This is a genomic window from Halococcus sediminicola, from assembly GCF_000755245.1.
Classification (GTDB): domain Archaea; phylum Halobacteriota; class Halobacteria; order Halobacteriales; family Halococcaceae; genus Halococcus; species Halococcus sediminicola.
This window is the reverse complement of the sequence record NZ_BBMP01000010.1, coordinates 42,586-58,909: the sequence shown is the minus strand read 5'-3', so window position 1 is coordinate 58,909 and position 16,324 is coordinate 42,586. Positions and strand designations below refer to the sequence as shown.

At 65.3% G+C, this 16,324-nt stretch carries 21 protein-coding genes and 1 tRNA gene; 10 read left to right on the top strand and 12 right to left on the bottom strand.

Going from position 1 to position 16,324, the window contains the following annotated elements; all coding sequences use genetic code 11:
- Positions 1–19: 19 nt before the first annotated feature.
- Positions 20–92, bottom strand: a tRNA-Pro gene (locus ACP97_RS07190).
- Positions 93–207: 115 nt separating this feature from the next.
- Between ACP97_RS07190 and ACP97_RS07185 the strand changes: the two genes are divergently transcribed.
- Positions 208–1,125: a mechanosensitive ion channel family protein gene (locus tag ACP97_RS07185; RefSeq protein WP_049997155.1), complete on the top strand. Its 918-nt coding sequence runs from the start codon at positions 208–210 to the stop codon at positions 1,123–1,125.
- A gap of 18 nt (positions 1,126–1,143) precedes the next feature.
- On the opposite strand, the gene ACP97_RS07180 is transcribed toward ACP97_RS07185, so the two are convergent.
- The 5 genes from ACP97_RS07180 to ACP97_RS07160 all read right to left on the bottom strand — a co-directional run bounded on the left by ACP97_RS07180 (position 1,144) and on the right by ACP97_RS07160 (position 4,722).
- A complete protein-coding gene (locus tag ACP97_RS07180) occupies positions 1,144–1,422 on the bottom strand; it encodes a hypothetical protein (RefSeq protein ID WP_049997154.1) in 279 nt (92 codons plus the stop codon).
- 55 nt (positions 1,423–1,477) lie between these two features.
- Positions 1,478–2,392 (bottom strand): RNA-guided pseudouridylation complex pseudouridine synthase subunit Cbf5, encoded by a 915-nt coding sequence (locus ACP97_RS07175; protein ID WP_049997153.1) that lies wholly within the window; start codon positions 2,390–2,392, stop codon positions 1,478–1,480.
- Complete coding sequence (cmk, locus tag ACP97_RS07170) at positions 2,392–2,967, bottom strand: (d)CMP kinase (protein WP_049997152.1); 576 nt, start codon at positions 2,965–2,967, stop codon at positions 2,392–2,394. Before cmk ends, ACP97_RS07175 begins: the two co-directional genes overlap by 1 nt.
- Before the next feature lie 117 nt (positions 2,968–3,084).
- Positions 3,085–4,011, bottom strand: coding sequence for a DUF106 domain-containing protein (locus tag ACP97_RS07165; RefSeq protein ID WP_049997151.1), 927 nt, complete (start codon positions 4,009–4,011; stop codon positions 3,085–3,087).
- A gap of 72 nt (positions 4,012–4,083) precedes the next feature.
- The gene (locus ACP97_RS07160; protein WP_049997150.1) at positions 4,084–4,722 is read right to left on the bottom strand and encodes an adenylate kinase; all 639 of its coding nucleotides are present in this window, start codon (positions 4,720–4,722) and stop codon (positions 4,084–4,086) included.
- A 122-nt stretch (positions 4,723–4,844) separates the two neighbouring features.
- On the opposite strand from ACP97_RS07160, the gene ACP97_RS07155 reads away from it, so the two are divergent.
- Positions 4,845–5,231 (top strand): hypothetical protein, encoded by a 387-nt coding sequence (locus ACP97_RS07155; RefSeq protein WP_049997149.1) that lies wholly within the window; start codon positions 4,845–4,847, stop codon positions 5,229–5,231.
- Here ACP97_RS07155 and ACP97_RS07150 read toward each other — a convergent pair.
- Positions 5,228–5,815, bottom strand: a complete 588-nt coding sequence (locus ACP97_RS07150) for a DUF6149 family protein (protein WP_049997148.1) — start codon at positions 5,813–5,815, stop codon at positions 5,228–5,230. The genes ACP97_RS07155 and ACP97_RS07150 overlap by 4 nt on opposite strands.
- Positions 5,816–5,937: 122 nt before the next feature.
- Between ACP97_RS07150 and ACP97_RS07145 the strand changes: the two genes are divergently transcribed.
- From ACP97_RS07145 to ACP97_RS07120, 6 genes are all read left to right on the top strand, one after another.
- Positions 5,938–6,690 carry an SDR family NAD(P)-dependent oxidoreductase gene (locus ACP97_RS07145; protein WP_049997147.1) on the top strand — a complete coding sequence of 251 codons (753 nt, stop codon included), beginning with the start codon at positions 5,938–5,940 and terminating at the stop codon, positions 6,688–6,690.
- 104 nt (positions 6,691–6,794) lie between these two features.
- On the top strand, positions 6,795–8,036 hold the full coding sequence (locus tag ACP97_RS07140; RefSeq protein WP_049997146.1) for an NAD(P)/FAD-dependent oxidoreductase: 1,242 nt from the start codon (positions 6,795–6,797) through the stop codon (positions 8,034–8,036).
- Positions 8,037–8,087: 51 nt separating this feature from the next.
- Positions 8,088–8,501 (top strand): DUF7124 domain-containing protein, encoded by a 414-nt coding sequence (locus ACP97_RS07135; RefSeq protein WP_049997145.1) that lies wholly within the window; start codon positions 8,088–8,090, stop codon positions 8,499–8,501.
- A 46-nt stretch (positions 8,502–8,547) separates the two neighbouring features.
- Positions 8,548–9,441 carry a hypothetical protein gene (locus ACP97_RS07130; RefSeq protein WP_049997144.1) on the top strand — a complete coding sequence of 298 codons (894 nt, stop codon included), beginning with the start codon at positions 8,548–8,550 and terminating at the stop codon, positions 9,439–9,441.
- Positions 9,442–9,465: 24 nt separating this feature from the next.
- The gene (locus tag ACP97_RS07125; RefSeq protein WP_049997143.1) at positions 9,466–9,996 is read left to right on the top strand and encodes a DUF5815 family protein; all 531 of its coding nucleotides are present in this window, start codon (positions 9,466–9,468) and stop codon (positions 9,994–9,996) included.
- 102 nt (positions 9,997–10,098) lie between these two features.
- A complete protein-coding gene (locus tag ACP97_RS07120) occupies positions 10,099–10,326 on the top strand; it encodes a hypothetical protein (RefSeq protein ID WP_049997142.1) in 228 nt (75 codons plus the stop codon).
- A gap of 85 nt (positions 10,327–10,411) precedes the next feature.
- Here the strand turns inward: ACP97_RS07120 and ACP97_RS07115 are convergent, their stop codons facing one another.
- The 4 genes from ACP97_RS07115 to ACP97_RS07100 form a co-directional block, all read right to left on the bottom strand.
- The gene (locus ACP97_RS07115; protein WP_049997141.1) at positions 10,412–11,659 is read right to left on the bottom strand and encodes an Nramp family divalent metal transporter; all 1,248 of its coding nucleotides are present in this window, start codon (positions 11,657–11,659) and stop codon (positions 10,412–10,414) included.
- Between the two features lie 54 nt (positions 11,660–11,713).
- Complete coding sequence (locus ACP97_RS07110; protein WP_049997140.1) at positions 11,714–12,196, bottom strand: acyltransferase; 483 nt, start codon at positions 12,194–12,196, stop codon at positions 11,714–11,716.
- Positions 12,196–13,491 carry a phosphoribosylamine--glycine ligase gene (gene purD / locus ACP97_RS07105; RefSeq protein WP_049997139.1) on the bottom strand — a complete coding sequence of 432 codons (1,296 nt, stop codon included), beginning with the start codon at positions 13,489–13,491 and terminating at the stop codon, positions 12,196–12,198. The genes ACP97_RS07110 and purD overlap by 1 nt, the downstream gene beginning before the upstream one ends.
- A gap of 94 nt (positions 13,492–13,585) precedes the next feature.
- On the bottom strand, positions 13,586–14,401 hold the full coding sequence (locus ACP97_RS07100; RefSeq protein ID WP_049997138.1) for an aldo/keto reductase: 816 nt from the start codon (positions 14,399–14,401) through the stop codon (positions 13,586–13,588).
- Positions 14,402–14,570: 169 nt separating this feature from the next.
- Here ACP97_RS07100 and ACP97_RS07095 point away from each other — a divergent pair, with 169 nt between their 5' ends.
- Both ACP97_RS07095 and ACP97_RS07090 read left to right on the top strand, forming a co-directional pair.
- Entirely contained in the window at positions 14,571–15,380 is an 810-nt protein-coding gene (locus tag ACP97_RS07095) for a manganese catalase family protein (protein WP_049997174.1), read from the top strand.
- A gap of 44 nt (positions 15,381–15,424) precedes the next feature.
- Entirely contained in the window at positions 15,425–15,712 is a 288-nt protein-coding gene (locus ACP97_RS07090; protein WP_049997137.1) for a hypothetical protein, read from the top strand.
- Positions 15,713–15,739: 27 nt separating this feature from the next.
- Here the strand turns inward: ACP97_RS07090 and ACP97_RS07085 are convergent, their stop codons facing one another.
- Positions 15,740–16,234 carry a hypothetical protein gene (locus ACP97_RS07085; protein ID WP_049997136.1) on the bottom strand — a complete coding sequence of 165 codons (495 nt, stop codon included), beginning with the start codon at positions 16,232–16,234 and terminating at the stop codon, positions 15,740–15,742.
- Between the last annotated feature and the right edge of the window lie 90 nt (positions 16,235–16,324).

Genomic DNA, 16,324 nt, shown 5'->3' with positions numbered 1-16,324 from the left:
TGCAGCAAAAGGTGGGGAGTGGGACCGTCGTGATTCGAACACGAGTCCGACGCACCCCATGCGCCGAGGATACCAAGCTACCCCACGGTCCCGCGTGTCGATGGATGCCGGCTCGTGGATTAAGCCCTTCGCTTCCGTGTGGTCGGCGCGCGACGAACCGCGGGCGCAGGCGATGGTTTGATAAACAGTTCGGTGTTGGATTGCACAATGCGTTCGCCACCGCTACAGCAAGGGATTCCGACGAGTCCACAGGGGTTCGTGAGTCAGTACGGCGAGACACTCATCAGCGTCGCCACCACTGCCGTCCTGTTCCTCGTCGCGTTCGTGCTCATCTATCTGGTCGGACGATTCGTTCTCGTCCGCCTCGTGAAGGGTGCCCTCGACGCGCGCGGCTACGACCCGAAGGTGGTGAATCTCGGGGGCACCGTCGCCCGTGGGCTCGCGCTGTTCGCGGCGGTCTCGCTCGCCGCCACGATCGCGGGCTTCGGCACCGTTCTCGCGGCGTTTGCCACCCTGTTGGGCGCGCTCTCGCTGGCGGTCGGCTTCGCCGCACAGGACTTGCTGGCGAACTTCGCTGCCGGTGTCTTCATCCTCAAGGACGACCCCTTCGGCATCGGTGACTGGATCGAGTGGCCTTCCGGCGACGGGACCAAATCCGGCGTCGTCCAGGACATCGGCCTGCGCGTGACGAAGCTCAAGACCTTCGACAACGAACTCATCACGGTTCCCAATTCAGAACTCGCTGACAACGCCGTCACCAACCCCGTCGCTGACGACGAACTCCGCATCCCGTTCACCTTCGGCATCGGCTACGAGGACGACATCGAGCAGGCAAAGGAGATCATCGTTCAGGAGGCGGCGACCGTCGACGGACTCAAAGGTGAGCCCGAACCCGACGTCATCCTCACCGAACTCGCGGATTCGTACGTGGGGCTAACCGCACGCGCGTACATCGCCGACCCCGACCGCGGCAAGTACGTCCACGCCCTCTCGGCGTGGGTGCAGGCGGTCAAGGAGCGTTTCGACGCCGAGGGTATCGACATGCCGTACCCCTACACGGAACTCATCGGTGGCATCGACGTCTCGCAGCCCGACGACGCCCAGCAGGCTCGCGCCGACGACTGACCACACACCGAACGCGGCCTAGCCGAGGTCGAGGCGGTCTTTCGCCTCGTCGACCGCCGCATCGACGCGGTCCTGGAACTCCTCGACCGAGCGCTCGACGTAGCTGACGCGGTTGCGCGGGATCCGACGGATGACGTCGTTGCCGTCGGCATCCTCGCCGGTTTTGACCTGCCAGTGGTCGTCGAAGTAGACGATGTGCTCGTTGTCGACGTCCGTGCTCACCTGTTCGCCGTCGAGACCTTCGTAGACGATGGTCGCCCGTCCGAGTTCCGGGTCGGGAAGTTCGATGTCTGCCATCGTGGTCGTTACACCGACCGAGTGGAAAAGAATGTTCCCTGCTGCCGGTCGGGAGCTACACCACGACCCGTTCGAGGTCCACCACGGTCCCCGACTCCATGTCGGCCGCCCCCACCAGCCGTCCGAGACAGACGGCCGCGCCGTCGGGCGTGTAGCACGCGACCAGCGGTTCCTCGGCTCTCTCCGGGACGCCCTCGACGTCGAGCACGCCGGGCGCGTAGACCGGCGCACCCTCGGCCACCTCGCGGGCGGCGCTGTCGGCTATCGTGACCCGTGGGAGGTGAGTGAGTGCGCGCTCGGCCGGCTGGACGGTGTCGAGAAGTGTCTCGGAATCGCCCTCCGCGGCGAACGCGAGCGCGTCCGTGAGGTCGTGCATGCTCACGAGATCGGTATCGTCGAACGGTGTCGTCGAAGTTCGCCGGAGATCACCCATATGCGCGCCGACCCCGAGCGCACGCCCGAGATCGTGACAGAGCTTTCTGACGTAGGTGCCGCTTTCGCAGCGGATCCGTAGGAGCACTCGTCGGTCTTCGACTTCGAGCGCCGTCAGTTCCGAGACTCGGCGCACCCGGAGTTTTCGGGCGACGGCGCTCTTTTTGGGTGGTTTCTGGTAGATGTCGCCCTCGAACTCCGAGAGGACGGTTTCGAGGCTCTCGGGTGCCGGTCCGTGGAGTTCGAGCACGGCGACGTACTCCTTATCGCCTTCGAGGAAGACCTGTGCGAGCCGGGTGGCGTCGCCGAGGAGAATCGGCAGACAGCCCGTGACTTTCGGGTCGAGCGTGCCCGCGTGGGCCGCGCGGTCGATGCCAGCGTGCCCATCGGCACGTTCCGGAGCGGCGAGAGCCGCGGAGACGAGGTCACGCACCCAGCCGGTGACTTGATGCGCCGACGGTCCGGGCGGCTTGTCGAGGTTGACGACGCCGAAGGAGAGCCGTTCGTCGGTCCCTCGTTCATCCGGCGGACCCCGCATCACCGCTCGAAGTCGACGGCGACGCTCACTTGCCCCTCGTCGGCCGCCGGATCGTAGGCCGTACACGCCTCATAGAGGATGCCCGCGATGGCGTCGGGACCCCAGCGGGCGGTGCTCAGCGTAAGGTCGTAGATCGAGCGATCGGCGATGTCGATGCCGTAGTACTCATGATATCTCTGGGCCTCGCTCGCGGCGCGGGCTTCGGTCTCCTCGCGCGCGATGTCGGTGGCTTTGTCCTCGCGGTCGGCGATACGTGCGACACGGACCGAGAGCGGGGCGTCGAGCCAGATTTTGAGGTCCGCGTGCTCGCCGGCCATCCAGCCAGCCAAGCGTGATTCGAGCACCACGTCGTCGCGCTCGTCGGCGATCGTCCGCTGGCGGCGGTCGAGCGCCCGATCGATACTTTCCTCTTCCTCGGCGAGCCGATTGAGTTCGAGCGCCGTCAGCCCGCGCTCGTCGGCGACCGTCCGGAAGATGTCCCCGCCGCTGATGTGTTCGTAGGAGAGTTCGTCGGCGAGCGCCGACGCCGTCGTACTCTTGCCGACGCCGGCCGGCCCGGATACGGTGACAAACATGCCGTGTCTCGGTTCGGGGCGGTACAAAGGGGTTGTGACTGCGCTCAACGGAGCGAGCAGTTCGTGAGAGCCGGAGCCATCAGCAGTCCGGTCGAAAAGCGCTCACGACGGTCCCTCTCAGGTCGGCGTCGTCGTGAGGTTGAGCGATTTCTGGATGATCTGGCGGAAGGCGATGGAGATGAGGAAGTACCAGAGCAGCCAGACCCAGATGAACCCGCCGATCTGGTCGGTCCACTCCATGCGCCCGAGCATCGGCAACACGATGGAGGATTCGGCACTGCCGATGTGGCCCGCTCCGCCACGGATGCCGATCTTCCAGTACATCCAGACGAACACCGGGATGGTGAGCAGCATGATCCAGACCATCGGGCGGAACTGCTCTTTGAACATCCCCAACTGGTCGCCCATCGCGTCCATCTGCTCGTCCTGAATCCGATCGAGAGCCGCGTCGTCGCCGCGCTCTTTGGCCTCCTTGCGGCGCTCCTGAATCTCGTTCATCTGCTCCTGTATCGCACCCATCTTCTCGGTGTCCATCAGGTTCGACTGAAGCAGGGTCGAATACAGTCCTGTGAGCACCGAGAGAACGATGACCACCGCATAGAAGGGCAGTATGGCGTCGAACGGACCGATGAGAACGTTCGCCGCGCTGCCGACGACGTTGCGGATCTCGGGAAACCAGTACGCCGGGAAGAACGCGAGCGCTCCGAGTCCGGCGAGTTTGTCGTAGGTCGACCAGCCCGAGCCCTCGTCCTCGGTCGTGGTCTCGACGGAGTCGTCGCCGAGCGCCGCGCGGATTTCGTCCGGATCGGAGACCGCAAAGCCGTCGCCGTCGGCGTCGTAGAGGATGCCGGTCTCGATGAGTCGGCCCCACTGCCCGCTCGTGAGGTCGTCGCTGACGTCCGCCCACCGGATGGTGTGCGTGCCGCCGTCGGCCGTGGGTTCGTCGGCGGCGTGGCCAGCCCGGTCGAGCACCACCGTGAGCGCCTCGGCGAAGGCGGGGTCCTCGGCGACCAGCGAGCGCGCTTTCTCGCCTGTTCGTCCCATTTCCACCCTCTACAGCGTGCGTGCTAATCAACCTTTTACTTCGCTGGCCGATTCGGGCCGATCCCGACGGCCTCAGATCGCCGCGTCGATGGTCTCGCGCAACTCCCCCCAGACCTCTTCGGGGGTTCCCTCGCCGTCGATTTCCTCAAGGACGCCTGCCTCGCGGTAGTATTCGACTACTGGCTCGGTGCTCTCGTGATAGACCCTGATTCGCTCCCGTACTGTGTCCTCGGTGTCGTCCTCGCGCTGGATCAGTTCGCCGCCGCACTCGTCACAGACGCCCTCCTCTTCCGGCGGATTGAACTCGACGTGATAGTTCGCGCCGCACTCGTCACAGACGCGCCGCCCCGTGAGTCGCTCGACGAGTTCGGATTCACTCACCGAGAGCAGGCAGACGACGTCGAGGGCGGTGATGTCCGCGAGGTACTCGGCCTGTTCGGTGTTTCGGGGATAGCCGTCGAGCACGTAGCCGTCGCCCGCCGAGAGCGCTTCGGCGACGATCTCGTTCACGACGGGGTCGGGGACGAGTTCGCCCGCTTCCATGAACTCGCGCGGTGTGCCGTACTCGGTTTCCATGTCCTTGTTCGCCCGGAGCGCGTCGCCCGTCGTGACGTGGGGGACGTCGTATTCGTCGGCGACGTTCGCGCTCTGAGTGCCCTTGCCCGCGCCCGGTGGACCGAGCAGCAGGACGTTGGGTTGGCTTTCGCTCATACCCCCGCTTCGGAAGGGAGGATAAAAGGTTTGTAGATACCGTCTTCGTTTGCACGGGATGGACGAACGGAGCCACGGATCGACAGCGTCCCGTTTTTCACTACGAGCAGCGAGTCTGGTTCATGACCCGCTTCGACGCCACCACCGAAGAGGATAGAAGGAGCCTGTTCGCCGACGCCATCCGTGCCCACGAGAAGCGCCAAAGCCCGTTTCTCACCATCGAGACAGATTCGGAGGCCGACGACGAGCAACCGCCGTGGGTGCAGTTCGCCGACGGTCTCGTGAACCTCGACTGCACGGACGCGGAACTCGATCGGCTGAAAACACTACTGGGCGACTATCCCGAATTTCGTATCGAGGGACTCGAACGCCCAGACGAGGCCGAGGGGACCAACGTGCGTATCGCGGTGCGAGCCGATCCCGAGCGCGTCGCCGGATTTATCGATAGGATATTCACTGAAATCTACGAGCGCCCCGCCGACTACCGGGCGTGGGTCGCGGCCGTCTAAACGTCGTCGTCGCTGACGCCGGGGGCGTCAGTCACGGCCACGTCGTCGGGTTCGTCCTGCCCGCCGACGAGGAGTTCGCCGTCCGGTCCCTCCACGTACACGTCGTCGGCGAAACCACCCTTGGCGTAGCGGTGGGTCTCGTCGTCCAGCTTTGCGGGCGTCGACGGCGCTTCGGGGATTCCACCAGGAGGCGCGAACGTGCCGAGTGGGTCGGCGATGGTGACGTCGAACGTTTCGAAGAACTCCCGGTAGCGGTCGTAGTGGGTGTCGAGTTCGTCGGGTGGAATCTCCATCATCTCGACCCAGCCGTGATTGTAGAAGTCGAAGTTCGCCTGGACGTGGGTGATCTCGCGTGCACCGGCCTCGGTGTAGCCCGCTTCGAGGGCCGCCACATACGAATCCATCGTCGCCTCGAAGAAGCCATCGAGGTGCTCGCGGCGCTCGTCGGCGTGGTCCGGGTCGGCCTTGTCGGTGAAGATTCGGGTGTGGAGATCGACGAGCTTGCCGGCCGCGAGGTCGCCGACGACCGGCATCGTGAGCGCCTGTTTGGCCGCGAAGTGACGGACCGACTGCTTGAGTTTCATGGAGACGAATCGGGGCGCGAGCCTCATCAACGCACCGCCTCGCACAACCGAACCCGCCCCACACCTCCGCCGGCCACGAACCGAAACGGATTTGAATGAATAGTCAGTATATTGTAGTACCAATGAACGGAATCGACGACGGCGTGGCGCTGGTGACCGGAGCGGGAGCAGGAATCGGCAGGGCGACGGCCGAGCGGTTCGCCCGCGAGGGAGCGTCGGTGGTCGTCTCGGACATCGACGTCGACGCGGGCGCGGAGACGGTCGAACGCATCGAGAACGATGGTGGAACTGCGGCGTTCGTCGAGGCGGACGTCAGCGATGCGGACGCGGTCGCGGCGATGGTCGAATTCACCGTCGAGGAGTTCGGCGGGCTGGATTTCGCGGTGAACAACGTCGCCGCCGGGGTACCGGCGGCGCGCACCGCCGACATCGACGAGGACGACTGGGATCGCGTCATCGAAATCGCCCAGAAAGGGACGTGGCTCGGGATGAAACACGAGATTCCGGCGATCCTCGACGGCAAGGACGACGGGGCGGTCGTCAACGTCGCCTCGGTGGCCGGTATCGAGGCCAGCCCCGGGCGGACGCCCTACGCGGCGAGCAAGCACGGCGTCGTCGGACTGACCCGTTCGGCCGGCGTCGAGTACGCGACCGAGGGGGTGCGGGTCAACGCCGTCTGCCCGGCCGTCGTCGAGACGGCGGCGATCGCGTCGCTCTCGCCCGAAGAGCGCGACGCGGTCACCGCCGACGTGCCGATGGACCGGCCGGCACAGCCCGACGAGATCGCGAGCGCCATCGTCTGGCTCTGCTCTGCCGACGCCTCGTTCGTGACCGCCCACGCGCTGCCCGTCGACGGCGGCGAGACACAGGGATAGCGCCGACCCCGGAGGACGAGCGACCGGCGGGCGTCGGCCGTGCCGACCGCCGAACCGACTGCGGAGATAGCAATTCACATTACCCCGGGCGTCGAAGCCTCCCCATGACCGATTCGTACGTGATCATCGGCGACGGCATCGCGGGCAGTTCTGCGGCCGAGACCATCCGCGAGGACGCACCCGACGCCGACGTCGTCGTCATCACCGACGAGGGCGAGGCGCTCTACAACCGCATCCTCATCAAGGAGTTCGCCAAGGGCAAACTGCCCGAAGCACCGATGTCAATCCACCAGCCCGACTGGTACGACGAGCGCGACATCGACCTCCGACTCGACACGCTCGTCACAAACATCGACACCGACGCCCACACCGTCGACACCCACGAGGGCGACCAGTTGGAATACGACAAACTCCTGCTCGCCACCGGCGGCACGCCCGTCCAACTCCCGGTCCCGAACTCCGACGCCGAGGGCATCCACCACTTCTGGACGTTCGAGGACGCCCGCGGTATCGCCGAGCGCGCCGAGGCGGCCGACACGGGCGTCGTCGTCGGTGCCGGCTTGTTGGGTATCGACTTCGCGGCCATCTGCGGTGCTCAGGACGTCGAGGCCCACTACCTGATGCGCGGCGAGAACTGGTGGCGGTACGCCCTCTCCGAGGACGGTGCGGACATCATCCACGGCGCGCTGGAGGACAACAACGTTACTCCCGTCTTCAACAGCGGCGTCGACAAGTTCGAAGTCGACGATTCGGGTCACGTCAGCGCGGCCGTGACGCCCGACGGCGACACCTACGACTGTGAGTTCGCCGGCGTCGCCATCGGCCTCGATTTCAACCTCGAAATCCTCCAGCACACCGACATCGAACTCGACGACGGCGTCGTCGTCGACGAGTACATGCAGACCTCAGTCGACGACGTCTACGCCGCGGGCGACCTCACGCGGTTTTACGACACGATCCTCGACGACTACGCCCAAAACGGCTCGTGGGGCAGCGCCAGAGAGCAGGGGTCGATTGCCGGTACGAACATGGTCGCCGATGGCGAGGAGGCCGAGTTCCGCTGGGTATCCTCCTATTCGATCACACACTTCGATTTCCCCTTTCTCTCCTTCGGCCATCCGACGATCGGCGACGACCACGCGGAGGCGAAGTTTTCCGACACCGAGTGGCGCAGACTCGCGTTCAAAGATGGAAAAATCGTCGGCGGCGTGCTCATCGGCGACCTCGCGCCCCAGTCGAAGTACAAGAAACTCATCCGCGACGAGCGCGTCGTCGCCGACCAGAAGGACGTGTTGATGCGAGAGGAAGTCGACCTCGACGACCTCGCACCGGCCGCCGAGCAGTAGTTTTCGACCAGCCATCGAAGGCGTTTTCCTCGCCGCTGTCGGAGTCGTGCCATGGAAGGCGGGAGCGGCGACATGACGCTGGCGTTCGAACTCAGCGCGCTCGAAGCGCTTGCCGAACCCACCGAGGTGTTCTCCGGCGCGCGCCGGTGGACCGAGTACGTGGGAGTGATCTCCGAAAAACCGACCTACGTCGTGACGAACTTCACCCGGAAGAACCGTATCCGACAGGACTTCTTCTCGGGACCACGCGGGCGACGCGAGAGTTTGGAGAACGTCAAAAAGCAGTTCGACACCGAACGCCACGTCTTCGTCGGCACGGACGACGAGGACGAGAAACTCGCCGAGGAGCTGGAGTGGGAGTATCTCCCGGTCGACGAGGCGGCCGCGGCCGCCGGCTGGACGCTCGGCGAGTCCGAAACCGATGAGCAGGCGACGGACCCCGAGTCGCGCGACGACTGGCCGTAACCCACCGAAGGGAACCACTTAATATCCGGTCGTCCGGGGTCGAAACATGACGCTCGATATCGACGTTGCGATCAGGAACGGCTTCTCGCGGACGTTCAAGCGCAACGGCCTGCTGTTGGTGGGCGCGTTCGCCGTCTTCGGTCTCGTGAGTGCGGTGCTCACCCAGACGGCGGCGGTACAACTGCTCGAACGGCTCGGCAACCTTCCGACGCAGACACCACCGCCCGGTCCGGGCGGTCCTGGCGGAGCGGGCACGCCCCCGACGGAGATGGACGATTTTACCGGCTCACAGCCGCTCGCGCTCCCGATTCCGCTGCTACTCGCCGTCCCACTGGCGGCGCTCACCCCCTTCGTCGCCGAAGCGCTCCGTATCGTCGCCGTCCGCACGCTCGTGAGCGAGCACACAGAGTCGATTCCCGGCGCGTTCGTGCGTGAGAACATCGTCTGGGCCACGCTGAACGGATTCGTTGGCGGGATCGTCGTCTGGTTCATCGTGGTCATCGGCGGCGTCATCGGGCTGATCGGGCTGCTCATCGGCGGGCCGCTCGTCGCGGCGTTTTTCGCCACCTCGTTTTTCTTCGTGCGCCAGGAGATCGCCGTCGAGAACAAGAATTTCGTCGACGCGCTGACCGATAGCTGGCAGTTGACGAGCGGCCACCGCATCGGACTGTTCGCCCTCGCCGTGGCCATCTGGCTCATCGGTCTCCTCGTCTCGATTCCCGGAACCATCATCGGCTTCGCGGCCGCGGCGGGGTCGCCGGGGCTGGCGACGATCGCCGTCACGGTCGTGAGTGTCGTACTGAGCGCGCTCACCACCGTCTTCGGCATCGCCGTCGCCGCCCGCGCCTACGACCAGTTGCGCGCCGAGCGCGGAGGCGAGACGGGTGACGACGGATCGACAGCGACGGGCGGGGACACGACCGCCCACCACGGCCTTTAACCGCACGCCACGCCAACCACGACCATGTCCGAGCCACGTGTCCCCGGCGCTCGCGGGGGCGACATCTCGTTGCCGTGTGGCGAGTCGGTCGCCGTCTCGGACCTCGACATGGGGGTGCGCGAGTTCGACTGCCCGTGTGGCGCACGCCACGCCGTCGTGATGGACGTCCACCCGCCGAGTCGGTTCGTCCCCGAGTCGCTCGTCGGCGTTCTCCGTGAGACCATCGAACCCAGCGATGGCGACGAGTTCGATACGATACATCTGATGGGCGTCGTCCTCGAAGAGTTCCCCGAGAAGATCGTCGCCGAGGACGTTTCCGAGGACAGCAGCGTCGGCTACGCGCTCGTCTGGATCGCCGACTTCGATGCGCGACGCCTCCACGAAGTCGTCGTCGAACTCGTCGTCGAGCTGATGGAGCACGCGGTGAGCCACGCCGACAGCGCCGAGGCGACCGGCGAGTTCGAGGAGCAGATGCACGCCTTCGACGTCACGGAGTTCGTCGAGCGCTACCGCCGCGAGCGCGATTTCGAAGACGAGATGGACGGACCCGTCTGACGGCGCGTTCGTCGTCGCCCACCCGCCGTCCGGTGATACACCGAAACCCCGTCAGACGGTCGTCTGACGGGACGTTATGTGTCTCCGTCACATGGTGTGGGTATGCAGCTCCGCCGTGACGGATTCGAGCGGATTCGGACGGTGCTCGCGGAGGCGGGAGTCGAGAGACCGCTGACTGCCCGCGAGATTCACGACCTTCTCGACGCACGCGGCGCGGCGCTCGACAGTCCCCACCGCGTGGCCACCGTGTTGGGGCGGCGAGCGGAGACGGGAGCCGTCGAGGTCATCGAACGCCAGCCGTACCGCTATCGACTCGTCGAGTCGCCGTAGAACTCCCTGCGGGCCGTTTCCGTCGACGACGTCTCGCGTCGCGGAGAACGATCGTCGGTCGCCGACTCGTCGAGTCGGCAGTTCCTCACGTGACGAGCGTGCTGAGTTCGTTCGCCAGCAGGACGACGAACAGGATCGCGCTGATGGTCAACAGCGCGTTGAACACCACGCCGTTCCTGTACGCGGCGGCCACGCGGTCCGAGTTGAGCAACAACAGAAGTGTGATGGCCAGAAACGGCATGAAGACCGCACCGAGCACGCCGTAGATGATGATTATGAACACCGGCTCGCCGAGGAAGTGCAGCAGTAGCGGCGGGAACGTCAGCCACAGTACGTAGAACGTGTACGCGTTGGTGTCACGAAGCTGATCAGCTTCGACCGGGTTCGAGGAGAACTCGCCCACGAAGTCGGCGAACAGGTACGAGACGCCGTGCCACGTGCCGAGCAGCGACGTGAACGAGGCCGACCAGAAACCGATCAGGAACGCATACCGGAGCGCGGGGTGGAGTTGGTTACCGAGGTTGTCGGCCAGTGCGACCAGTCCGTCCTCGCCGGAGACGCTCGCGCCGGTGCCGTAGAGCAGCGCCGCGCTCATGACGATCAGCGCGATGACGAACAGCCCGGTGATGAGGTATGCCGAGGAGGCGTCGCGGCGCATGACCGGGATGTACTTTGGACTGTCCCAGTCCTTCTCGGCGAGCCAGTAGCCGTAGGATGCCATCGTGATCGTTCCACCGGTGCCGCCGATGAGTCCCAGCGCATAGATGATCGATCCCTCCGGCAGCGAGGGGACGCCGGTCCCGATGATTTCCGGGAGTTGGGGCAACACGGCGATCGCGGAGCCGACGACGGTGACGACCATCAACGTGATGAAGACGGTGATGACGCTCTCGAAGGTCTCGTAGCGGTTGGCCAGCACCAGCACGGCTCCGAGGATGGGATGCGCTACCAGATAGACCCAGAAGGGGATGGCCGGAAAGAGCGCGTTCGCCGCCAGTGACGCCGACGAACTGACCGCAGCGCCGTAGACGAATCCCCACAGGAGCGAGTAGCCGCCGAAGAAGCCGCTCGCCCACCGCCCCAGCGAGTGGATCCCTTCGAGGATGGTCTCGTCGGTCGCCAGATGGTAGCGCCCGACGCCCTCGTTCAGCGCGAACTTGATGACGATGCCGACGAGCACGGCCCAGACGAAGTTCAGTCCATACCTGTTGCCCGCGACGAGGCCGGCGGCGAGGTCACCGGCACCGACGCCGGTCGCGGCGACCAGCAGACCGGGACCGACCAGCGACCATTCCGGGTCGTCGGACGAATCACCCGTGTGGCTACTACTCATTGAGACGTTCGCAGCGAACGATGGCTGTCGTATAAAACTGCCTGTACTCGACTCCTACTGTTCGGTTGCCGGCACGCCCGCGACCGTCGCGCCGGGCGAAACGTCGTCTGCGACCAGCGAGTTCGCGGCCACGCGCGCATCAGTCCCGATCTCCACCCCCGGGAGCACGATGGTCCCCGCGCCGATCATCGCGCGCTCGCCGACGACCACCTCTCCCGTGCGATATTCCTCTTGGAGAAATTCGTGACAGAGAATGGTTGCGTCGTAGCCCACGATGGCATCCTCTCGAAGGGTGATCAGTTCCGGCCAGAAAACATCAGGGGTGGCTTCGAGCCCCCACGAGACACCCTGTTCGACCGTGACGCCGATGCGCCCGAGTGCCCAGTTCTTGACGCGCAGCGAGGGTGCGATGCGCGCGACGAGCACGAAGACGTAGTTATAGATGATGCGCCACACGGTCTTCGCCTCGGGCCAGTGCCACAGCGAGTTTCGTCGGCCGGGCGTCGGATGGACAGTGAGGCGGTCGTGGCGACCCATCAGCCTTCGTCTTCGCGGAGGTCGGCCATGTGCTCGATTCGCGACTCGACGAGGTCGGCCGTGCCGATGTCGTGGCGCATCCGCAGGCCCGCCGTGTCCGCCGAAGCGAGCGCGTCGGCAGCGATTTCCTCGGCCTCTTCGATGGTTTCGGCGACCCCGACGACCGCGAACGCCCGCGAGGTGGTCGTGTAGATGCCGTCGTCGCGCTCATCGACGCTCGCGTAGAACAGCAGCGCGTCGCCCGCGCTCTCGGGATCGATGTCGACCTTCGCACCGGCACCGGGGTTCTCTGGATAGCCAGCCGGGACGGCGTACTTGCAGACCGTGGCTCGGTCGGCGAAGGCGAGTTCGAGGAGGTCGCCGTCACGGGCCGCCGTGAGGACGTCGAGGAAATCCGTTTCGAGCACCGGAAGGGTGTTCATCGCCTCGGGATCGCCGAAGCGCGCGTTGAACTCGACGACTTTCGGTCCGTCGGCCGTGAGCATGAACTGGCCGTAGAGCACGCCCGTGTAGTCGTCGAGCGCGTCGACGGTCTCTTCGATGATCGACACGGCCGCGTCGTAGTCCGCCTCGGTCATAAACGGGAGTTCGCGCGTGGCAGCGCTGTAACTTCCCATTCCACCAGTATTGGGTCCCTCGTCACCCTCGTAGGCACGCTTGTGATCCTGCACGGCCGGCGTCGCGCGCACCTCGCCATCGGCCACCAGAGCTTGAACGGTGAACTCCTCGCCGACGAGGCGCTCTTCGAGCACCACGCGGTCGTACTCCGATTCTCGGAGGTACTCCTTCGCCCCTTCGGAGGTGAGTTGCTCGCCGATGACGCGCACGCCCTTCCCGCCGGTGAGGCCGGCGGGCTTCACCACCAGATCACCGTCGTTCTCGTCGATGTGCTCACAGGCACGCTCCATATCGTCGAACGTCGCGAACTCGGGACAGCCGAGGATGTCGTGTTCGCGCATGAACCGCCGCTGGTAGGCCTTGTCGGTCTCGATGCGCGCCGCGTCGGCCCGCGGGCCGAACGGAAAGACTCCACTTTCGGCGAGCGCGTCGGCGACACCCGCCTGAAGGGGAGCTTCGGGACCGACGACCGCGAGCGTCGCGTCGACTTCTTCGGCGTAGGCGACGACGGCCTGCGGGGTCGTCGTGTCCAAAGTCTCGAACCCCGCCGCGAGGTCGGCGATGCCCGGATTGCGAGTTTCCGCACAGCCGTACAGCTCCGCGTCGCTCCCGGCGAGGCTGCGCGCGATGGCGTGTTCGCGCCCGCCGCCGCCGACGAGGAGCACGGTCTCGTGCATGGGAAGTGGGCCGGCGCGGGCGACCTAAGCGTTGTCTTTCGTGGACCGTGCCGGACCGCGGTACGGCCGAGAGCCGTTCGAACAGTACAGAGACTCAGAGACCGATTTTCGTGGCGAGGTCGTCGTTGATGCCGCCGCCGATTTCGAAGAGGCGTCTCATCTCCTCGTCGGAGAGCTCGAAGTCGAAGACAGCACTGTTCTGCTCGATGTGGTCGGGGTTCGACGACCGCGGGATCGTCGCAACCATCGGCTGCTGGAGCAGCCACTGGATCGCGACCTGTCGGACCGTCTTCCCGTGCGCCTCGGCGATGGCTGCGAGTTCCTCGTCTTCGAGGTCTGCGCCGAGTTTGAGCGGGCTGTAGGCGGTGAGCAGCACGTCTTCGTCGATGCAAAACGAGAGGAGGTCGGGCTGATGGGTGGTGAGACTGTACTCGACCTGATTGGTGAAAATCGGTGCCGTCGAGTGGTCGATGGCGTTTCGTGTCTCTTCGACCGAGAAGTTCGAGACGCCGATGTGCTCGACGAGCCCCTCGTCGACGAGTTCGTTCATCGCGTCGAGCGTCTCCTCGTGGGGGACGTTCTGGTCGGGCGAGTGGATGAGCAACAGATCGACGTACTCCATGCCGAGGCGGTCGAGACTGTCGTGCGTCGAATCGATGACTGCCTCGTATGCGCGGTTGTCTCGTGTTAACTTCGTCGTCACGAATAACTCCTCGCGCGCGACGTCGGACTCGTCGACCGCCGCTCCGACCGCGGACTCGCTGTCGTACATCTGTGCGGTGTCGATGTGTCGATAGCCGGCCCCGAGCGCCGCCTCGACGGCCCGTTGGCGCTCCTCGTCGGTGTCCATGCCGGCGGTGCCGAAGCCGAGCGCGGGGACGTCCACACCGTCGACCGTGACGTGTCTCATACATCAATATGACGGGCGACGCTCAAACGATTGTCGGGGCTGAATCGCTCGTGGCCGCACGAAATCGGTAGGTGTGACCGGCAAATCGACCCGCTCGTCGCGATCGGTTGCACTCGCAGGCACGGCCGCTATTCGGTTCTCGATCGTGTTCTCGGTGAGGTCAACACCGATGTTCTACCACGACGACGAACTCCAGTACGAGGTAGAGGTCGAGGAGCCGAACCCGCGCTTTGCGAAGATGCTCCAGCAGGCGATCGGCGGGGCCGAGGGCGAGATGCGCGTCGCGCTCCAGTACATGTTCCAGGCCTTCGCGGTGCCGGCCGAGAAACAGGAGTACCGCCAACTCCTGATGGAGACGGCGACCGAGGAACTCGGCCACATCGAGATGCTCTCGACCGCCGTGGCGAAGAACCTCCAGGGAGCCTCGAACGCACAGCGTGAGGAGGCCCGCGAGGACCCGGTCATCGCTGAGATGATGGACAGCGGCCAGCCCCGACAGGCACTTTCGGCGGGACTCCACGCGATGCCGGTCGATTCGAACGGCACACCCTTCTCGGGTGGGTACGTCGTCGCCAGCGGCAACCTCGCCGCTGACATGTACGCGAACGTGATGGCCGAGTCCACAGGTCGATTGCTCGCCACACGCCTCTACGAGATGACCGACGACGAGGGGATGCAGGACATGCTCTCGTATCTCGTCGCGCGCGATACGATGCACCAGAACCAGTGGCACGCCGCGCTCGAAACGATGGACGACCACGTCCCTATTCCAAATAGCTTCCCCCAGGAGAAGGAAAACCAGGAGCACAACTACGAGTTCATGTCCACGCACGTCGAGGACCGACCGGATCCCGGCAAGCGCTGGACACAGGGCGAATCCGTGGACGGGAACGGTGAGTTCTCCTACGGCGAACAGCCCGGCGGCGGCGAACCCGATCTGGACGAGGTCATCGACGCGATGCACAACGAGGTCAACTGAGGGCGTTCCCCGCCGTTTATCCCGTTCGGCCGAGTCGACCTTGTATGGCAGACGTGACCATCGACATGGACGACCGCTCGCTCGAAGACGCCGCCGACAGACTCGACGAGGTGAGCACCGACGACACCGGCCAGTCGCTATCGGTCGTGCTCGAAAACCTCGACCCCAGAGAGGCCATCGGATTCGTCGAGGGCGCGCTCGATGCGGGCTACGACGTTTCGGTCACCGCCATCGAGACCGACGTTTCGCAGCACGGCTCGGTCATCGAGATGGTCCAAAACGACGCCGAAGTCGTCCACATCGAGCGGCTCACCGTCGACCTCGGTGTCTGAGGCCGCGGTGGATGGGGATAAAAGGTACTACTCCGTCGCGTCGTCGCGTGTGCGCTGGCGTGACTGGTTTTGCAGCGCGGCGGCCGTGTTCTGAATCGAGCGCATCGTGCTCGCCGTCGCCATCACCGACGCCATCAGCGCTTGCTGGCTCGCGCCGTCGGGATAGAGGCGGTCTTCGAGCAGAATCGAGTGCACGTGCGGGAAGTCACACGGGTCGCCCTCGTCGTCGAGAAACGTATAGAACCCGGGTGCACCCACGAGCACCGGGTTCAGGCGCAGCAGTAGCTCTTGGCGACGTCCGGCGTCCTCGACGAGCGCCGCGACGCGGTCGGTGTCGAACGCACACTCGCCGACGACGCGCAGCGGTCCCCACGTCTCCTCCTTGATGACGTGCAGCGGGAGCCGTGACAGCTGGAGTTGGAGGTTGTACTCGGTCCCGTCGCCCGACTGGTGCTCGATGCCCTGCACCACGTTTTCGTCGAGCCACGCCTCGGTCTGCTCGCGGCTGAGATGCTCTCCCATCCTCGGTGCTCCACTCGCGCCGGCCAAGAACCTGCTGCCGGCAAACGGGGCGACGGACGAGATTTACCCGTCTGGGACGTCTATCGGACC

Bases quoted from the DNA above. Each gene is read 5' to 3' on its own strand.
- ACP97_RS07150 (WP_049997148.1), bottom strand. From the start codon at position 5,815: ATGAAACTCAAGCAGTCGGTCCGTCACTTCGCGGCCAAACAGGCGCTC.
- ACP97_RS07115 (WP_049997141.1), bottom strand. From the start codon at position 11,659: ATGAGTAGTAGCCACACGGGTGATTCGTCCGACGACCCGGAATGGTCG.
- ACP97_RS07165 (WP_049997151.1), bottom strand. From the start codon at position 4,011: ATGGGACGAACAGGCGAGAAAGCGCGCTCGCTGGTCGCCGAGGACCCC.
- ACP97_RS07185 (WP_049997155.1), top strand. From the start codon at position 208: ATGCGTTCGCCACCGCTACAGCAAGGGATTCCGACGAGTCCACAGGGG.
- ACP97_RS07090 (WP_049997137.1), top strand. From the start codon at position 15,425: ATGGCAGACGTGACCATCGACATGGACGACCGCTCGCTCGAAGACGCC.
- ACP97_RS07180 (WP_049997154.1), bottom strand. From the start codon at position 1,422: ATGGCAGACATCGAACTTCCCGACCCGGAACTCGGACGGGCGACCATC.
- ACP97_RS07130 (WP_049997144.1), top strand. From the start codon at position 8,548: ATGACGCTCGATATCGACGTTGCGATCAGGAACGGCTTCTCGCGGACG.
- ACP97_RS07135 (WP_049997145.1), top strand. From the start codon at position 8,088: ATGGAAGGCGGGAGCGGCGACATGACGCTGGCGTTCGAACTCAGCGCG.
- purD (WP_049997139.1), bottom strand. From the start codon at position 13,491: ATGCACGAGACCGTGCTCCTCGTCGGCGGCGGCGGGCGCGAACACGCC.
- ACP97_RS07110 (WP_049997140.1), bottom strand. From the start codon at position 12,196: ATGGGTCGCCACGACCGCCTCACTGTCCATCCGACGCCCGGCCGACGA.
- ACP97_RS07140 (WP_049997146.1), top strand. From the start codon at position 6,795: ATGACCGATTCGTACGTGATCATCGGCGACGGCATCGCGGGCAGTTCT.
- ACP97_RS07120 (WP_049997142.1), top strand. From the start codon at position 10,099: ATGCAGCTCCGCCGTGACGGATTCGAGCGGATTCGGACGGTGCTCGCG.
- ACP97_RS07160 (WP_049997150.1), bottom strand. From the start codon at position 4,722: ATGAGCGAAAGCCAACCCAACGTCCTGCTGCTCGGTCCACCGGGCGCG.
- ACP97_RS07095 (WP_049997174.1), top strand. From the start codon at position 14,571: ATGTTCTACCACGACGACGAACTCCAGTACGAGGTAGAGGTCGAGGAG.
- ACP97_RS07085 (WP_049997136.1), bottom strand. From the start codon at position 16,234: ATGGGAGAGCATCTCAGCCGCGAGCAGACCGAGGCGTGGCTCGACGAA.
- ACP97_RS07145 (WP_049997147.1), top strand. From the start codon at position 5,938: ATGAACGGAATCGACGACGGCGTGGCGCTGGTGACCGGAGCGGGAGCA.
- ACP97_RS07125 (WP_049997143.1), top strand. From the start codon at position 9,466: ATGTCCGAGCCACGTGTCCCCGGCGCTCGCGGGGGCGACATCTCGTTG.
- ACP97_RS07100 (WP_049997138.1), bottom strand. From the start codon at position 14,401: ATGAGACACGTCACGGTCGACGGTGTGGACGTCCCCGCGCTCGGCTTC.
- ACP97_RS07175 (WP_049997153.1), bottom strand. From the start codon at position 2,392: ATGCGGGGTCCGCCGGATGAACGAGGGACCGACGAACGGCTCTCCTTC.
- cmk (WP_049997152.1), bottom strand. From the start codon at position 2,967: ATGTTTGTCACCGTATCCGGGCCGGCCGGCGTCGGCAAGAGTACGACG.
- ACP97_RS07155 (WP_049997149.1), top strand. From the start codon at position 4,845: ATGACCCGCTTCGACGCCACCACCGAAGAGGATAGAAGGAGCCTGTTC.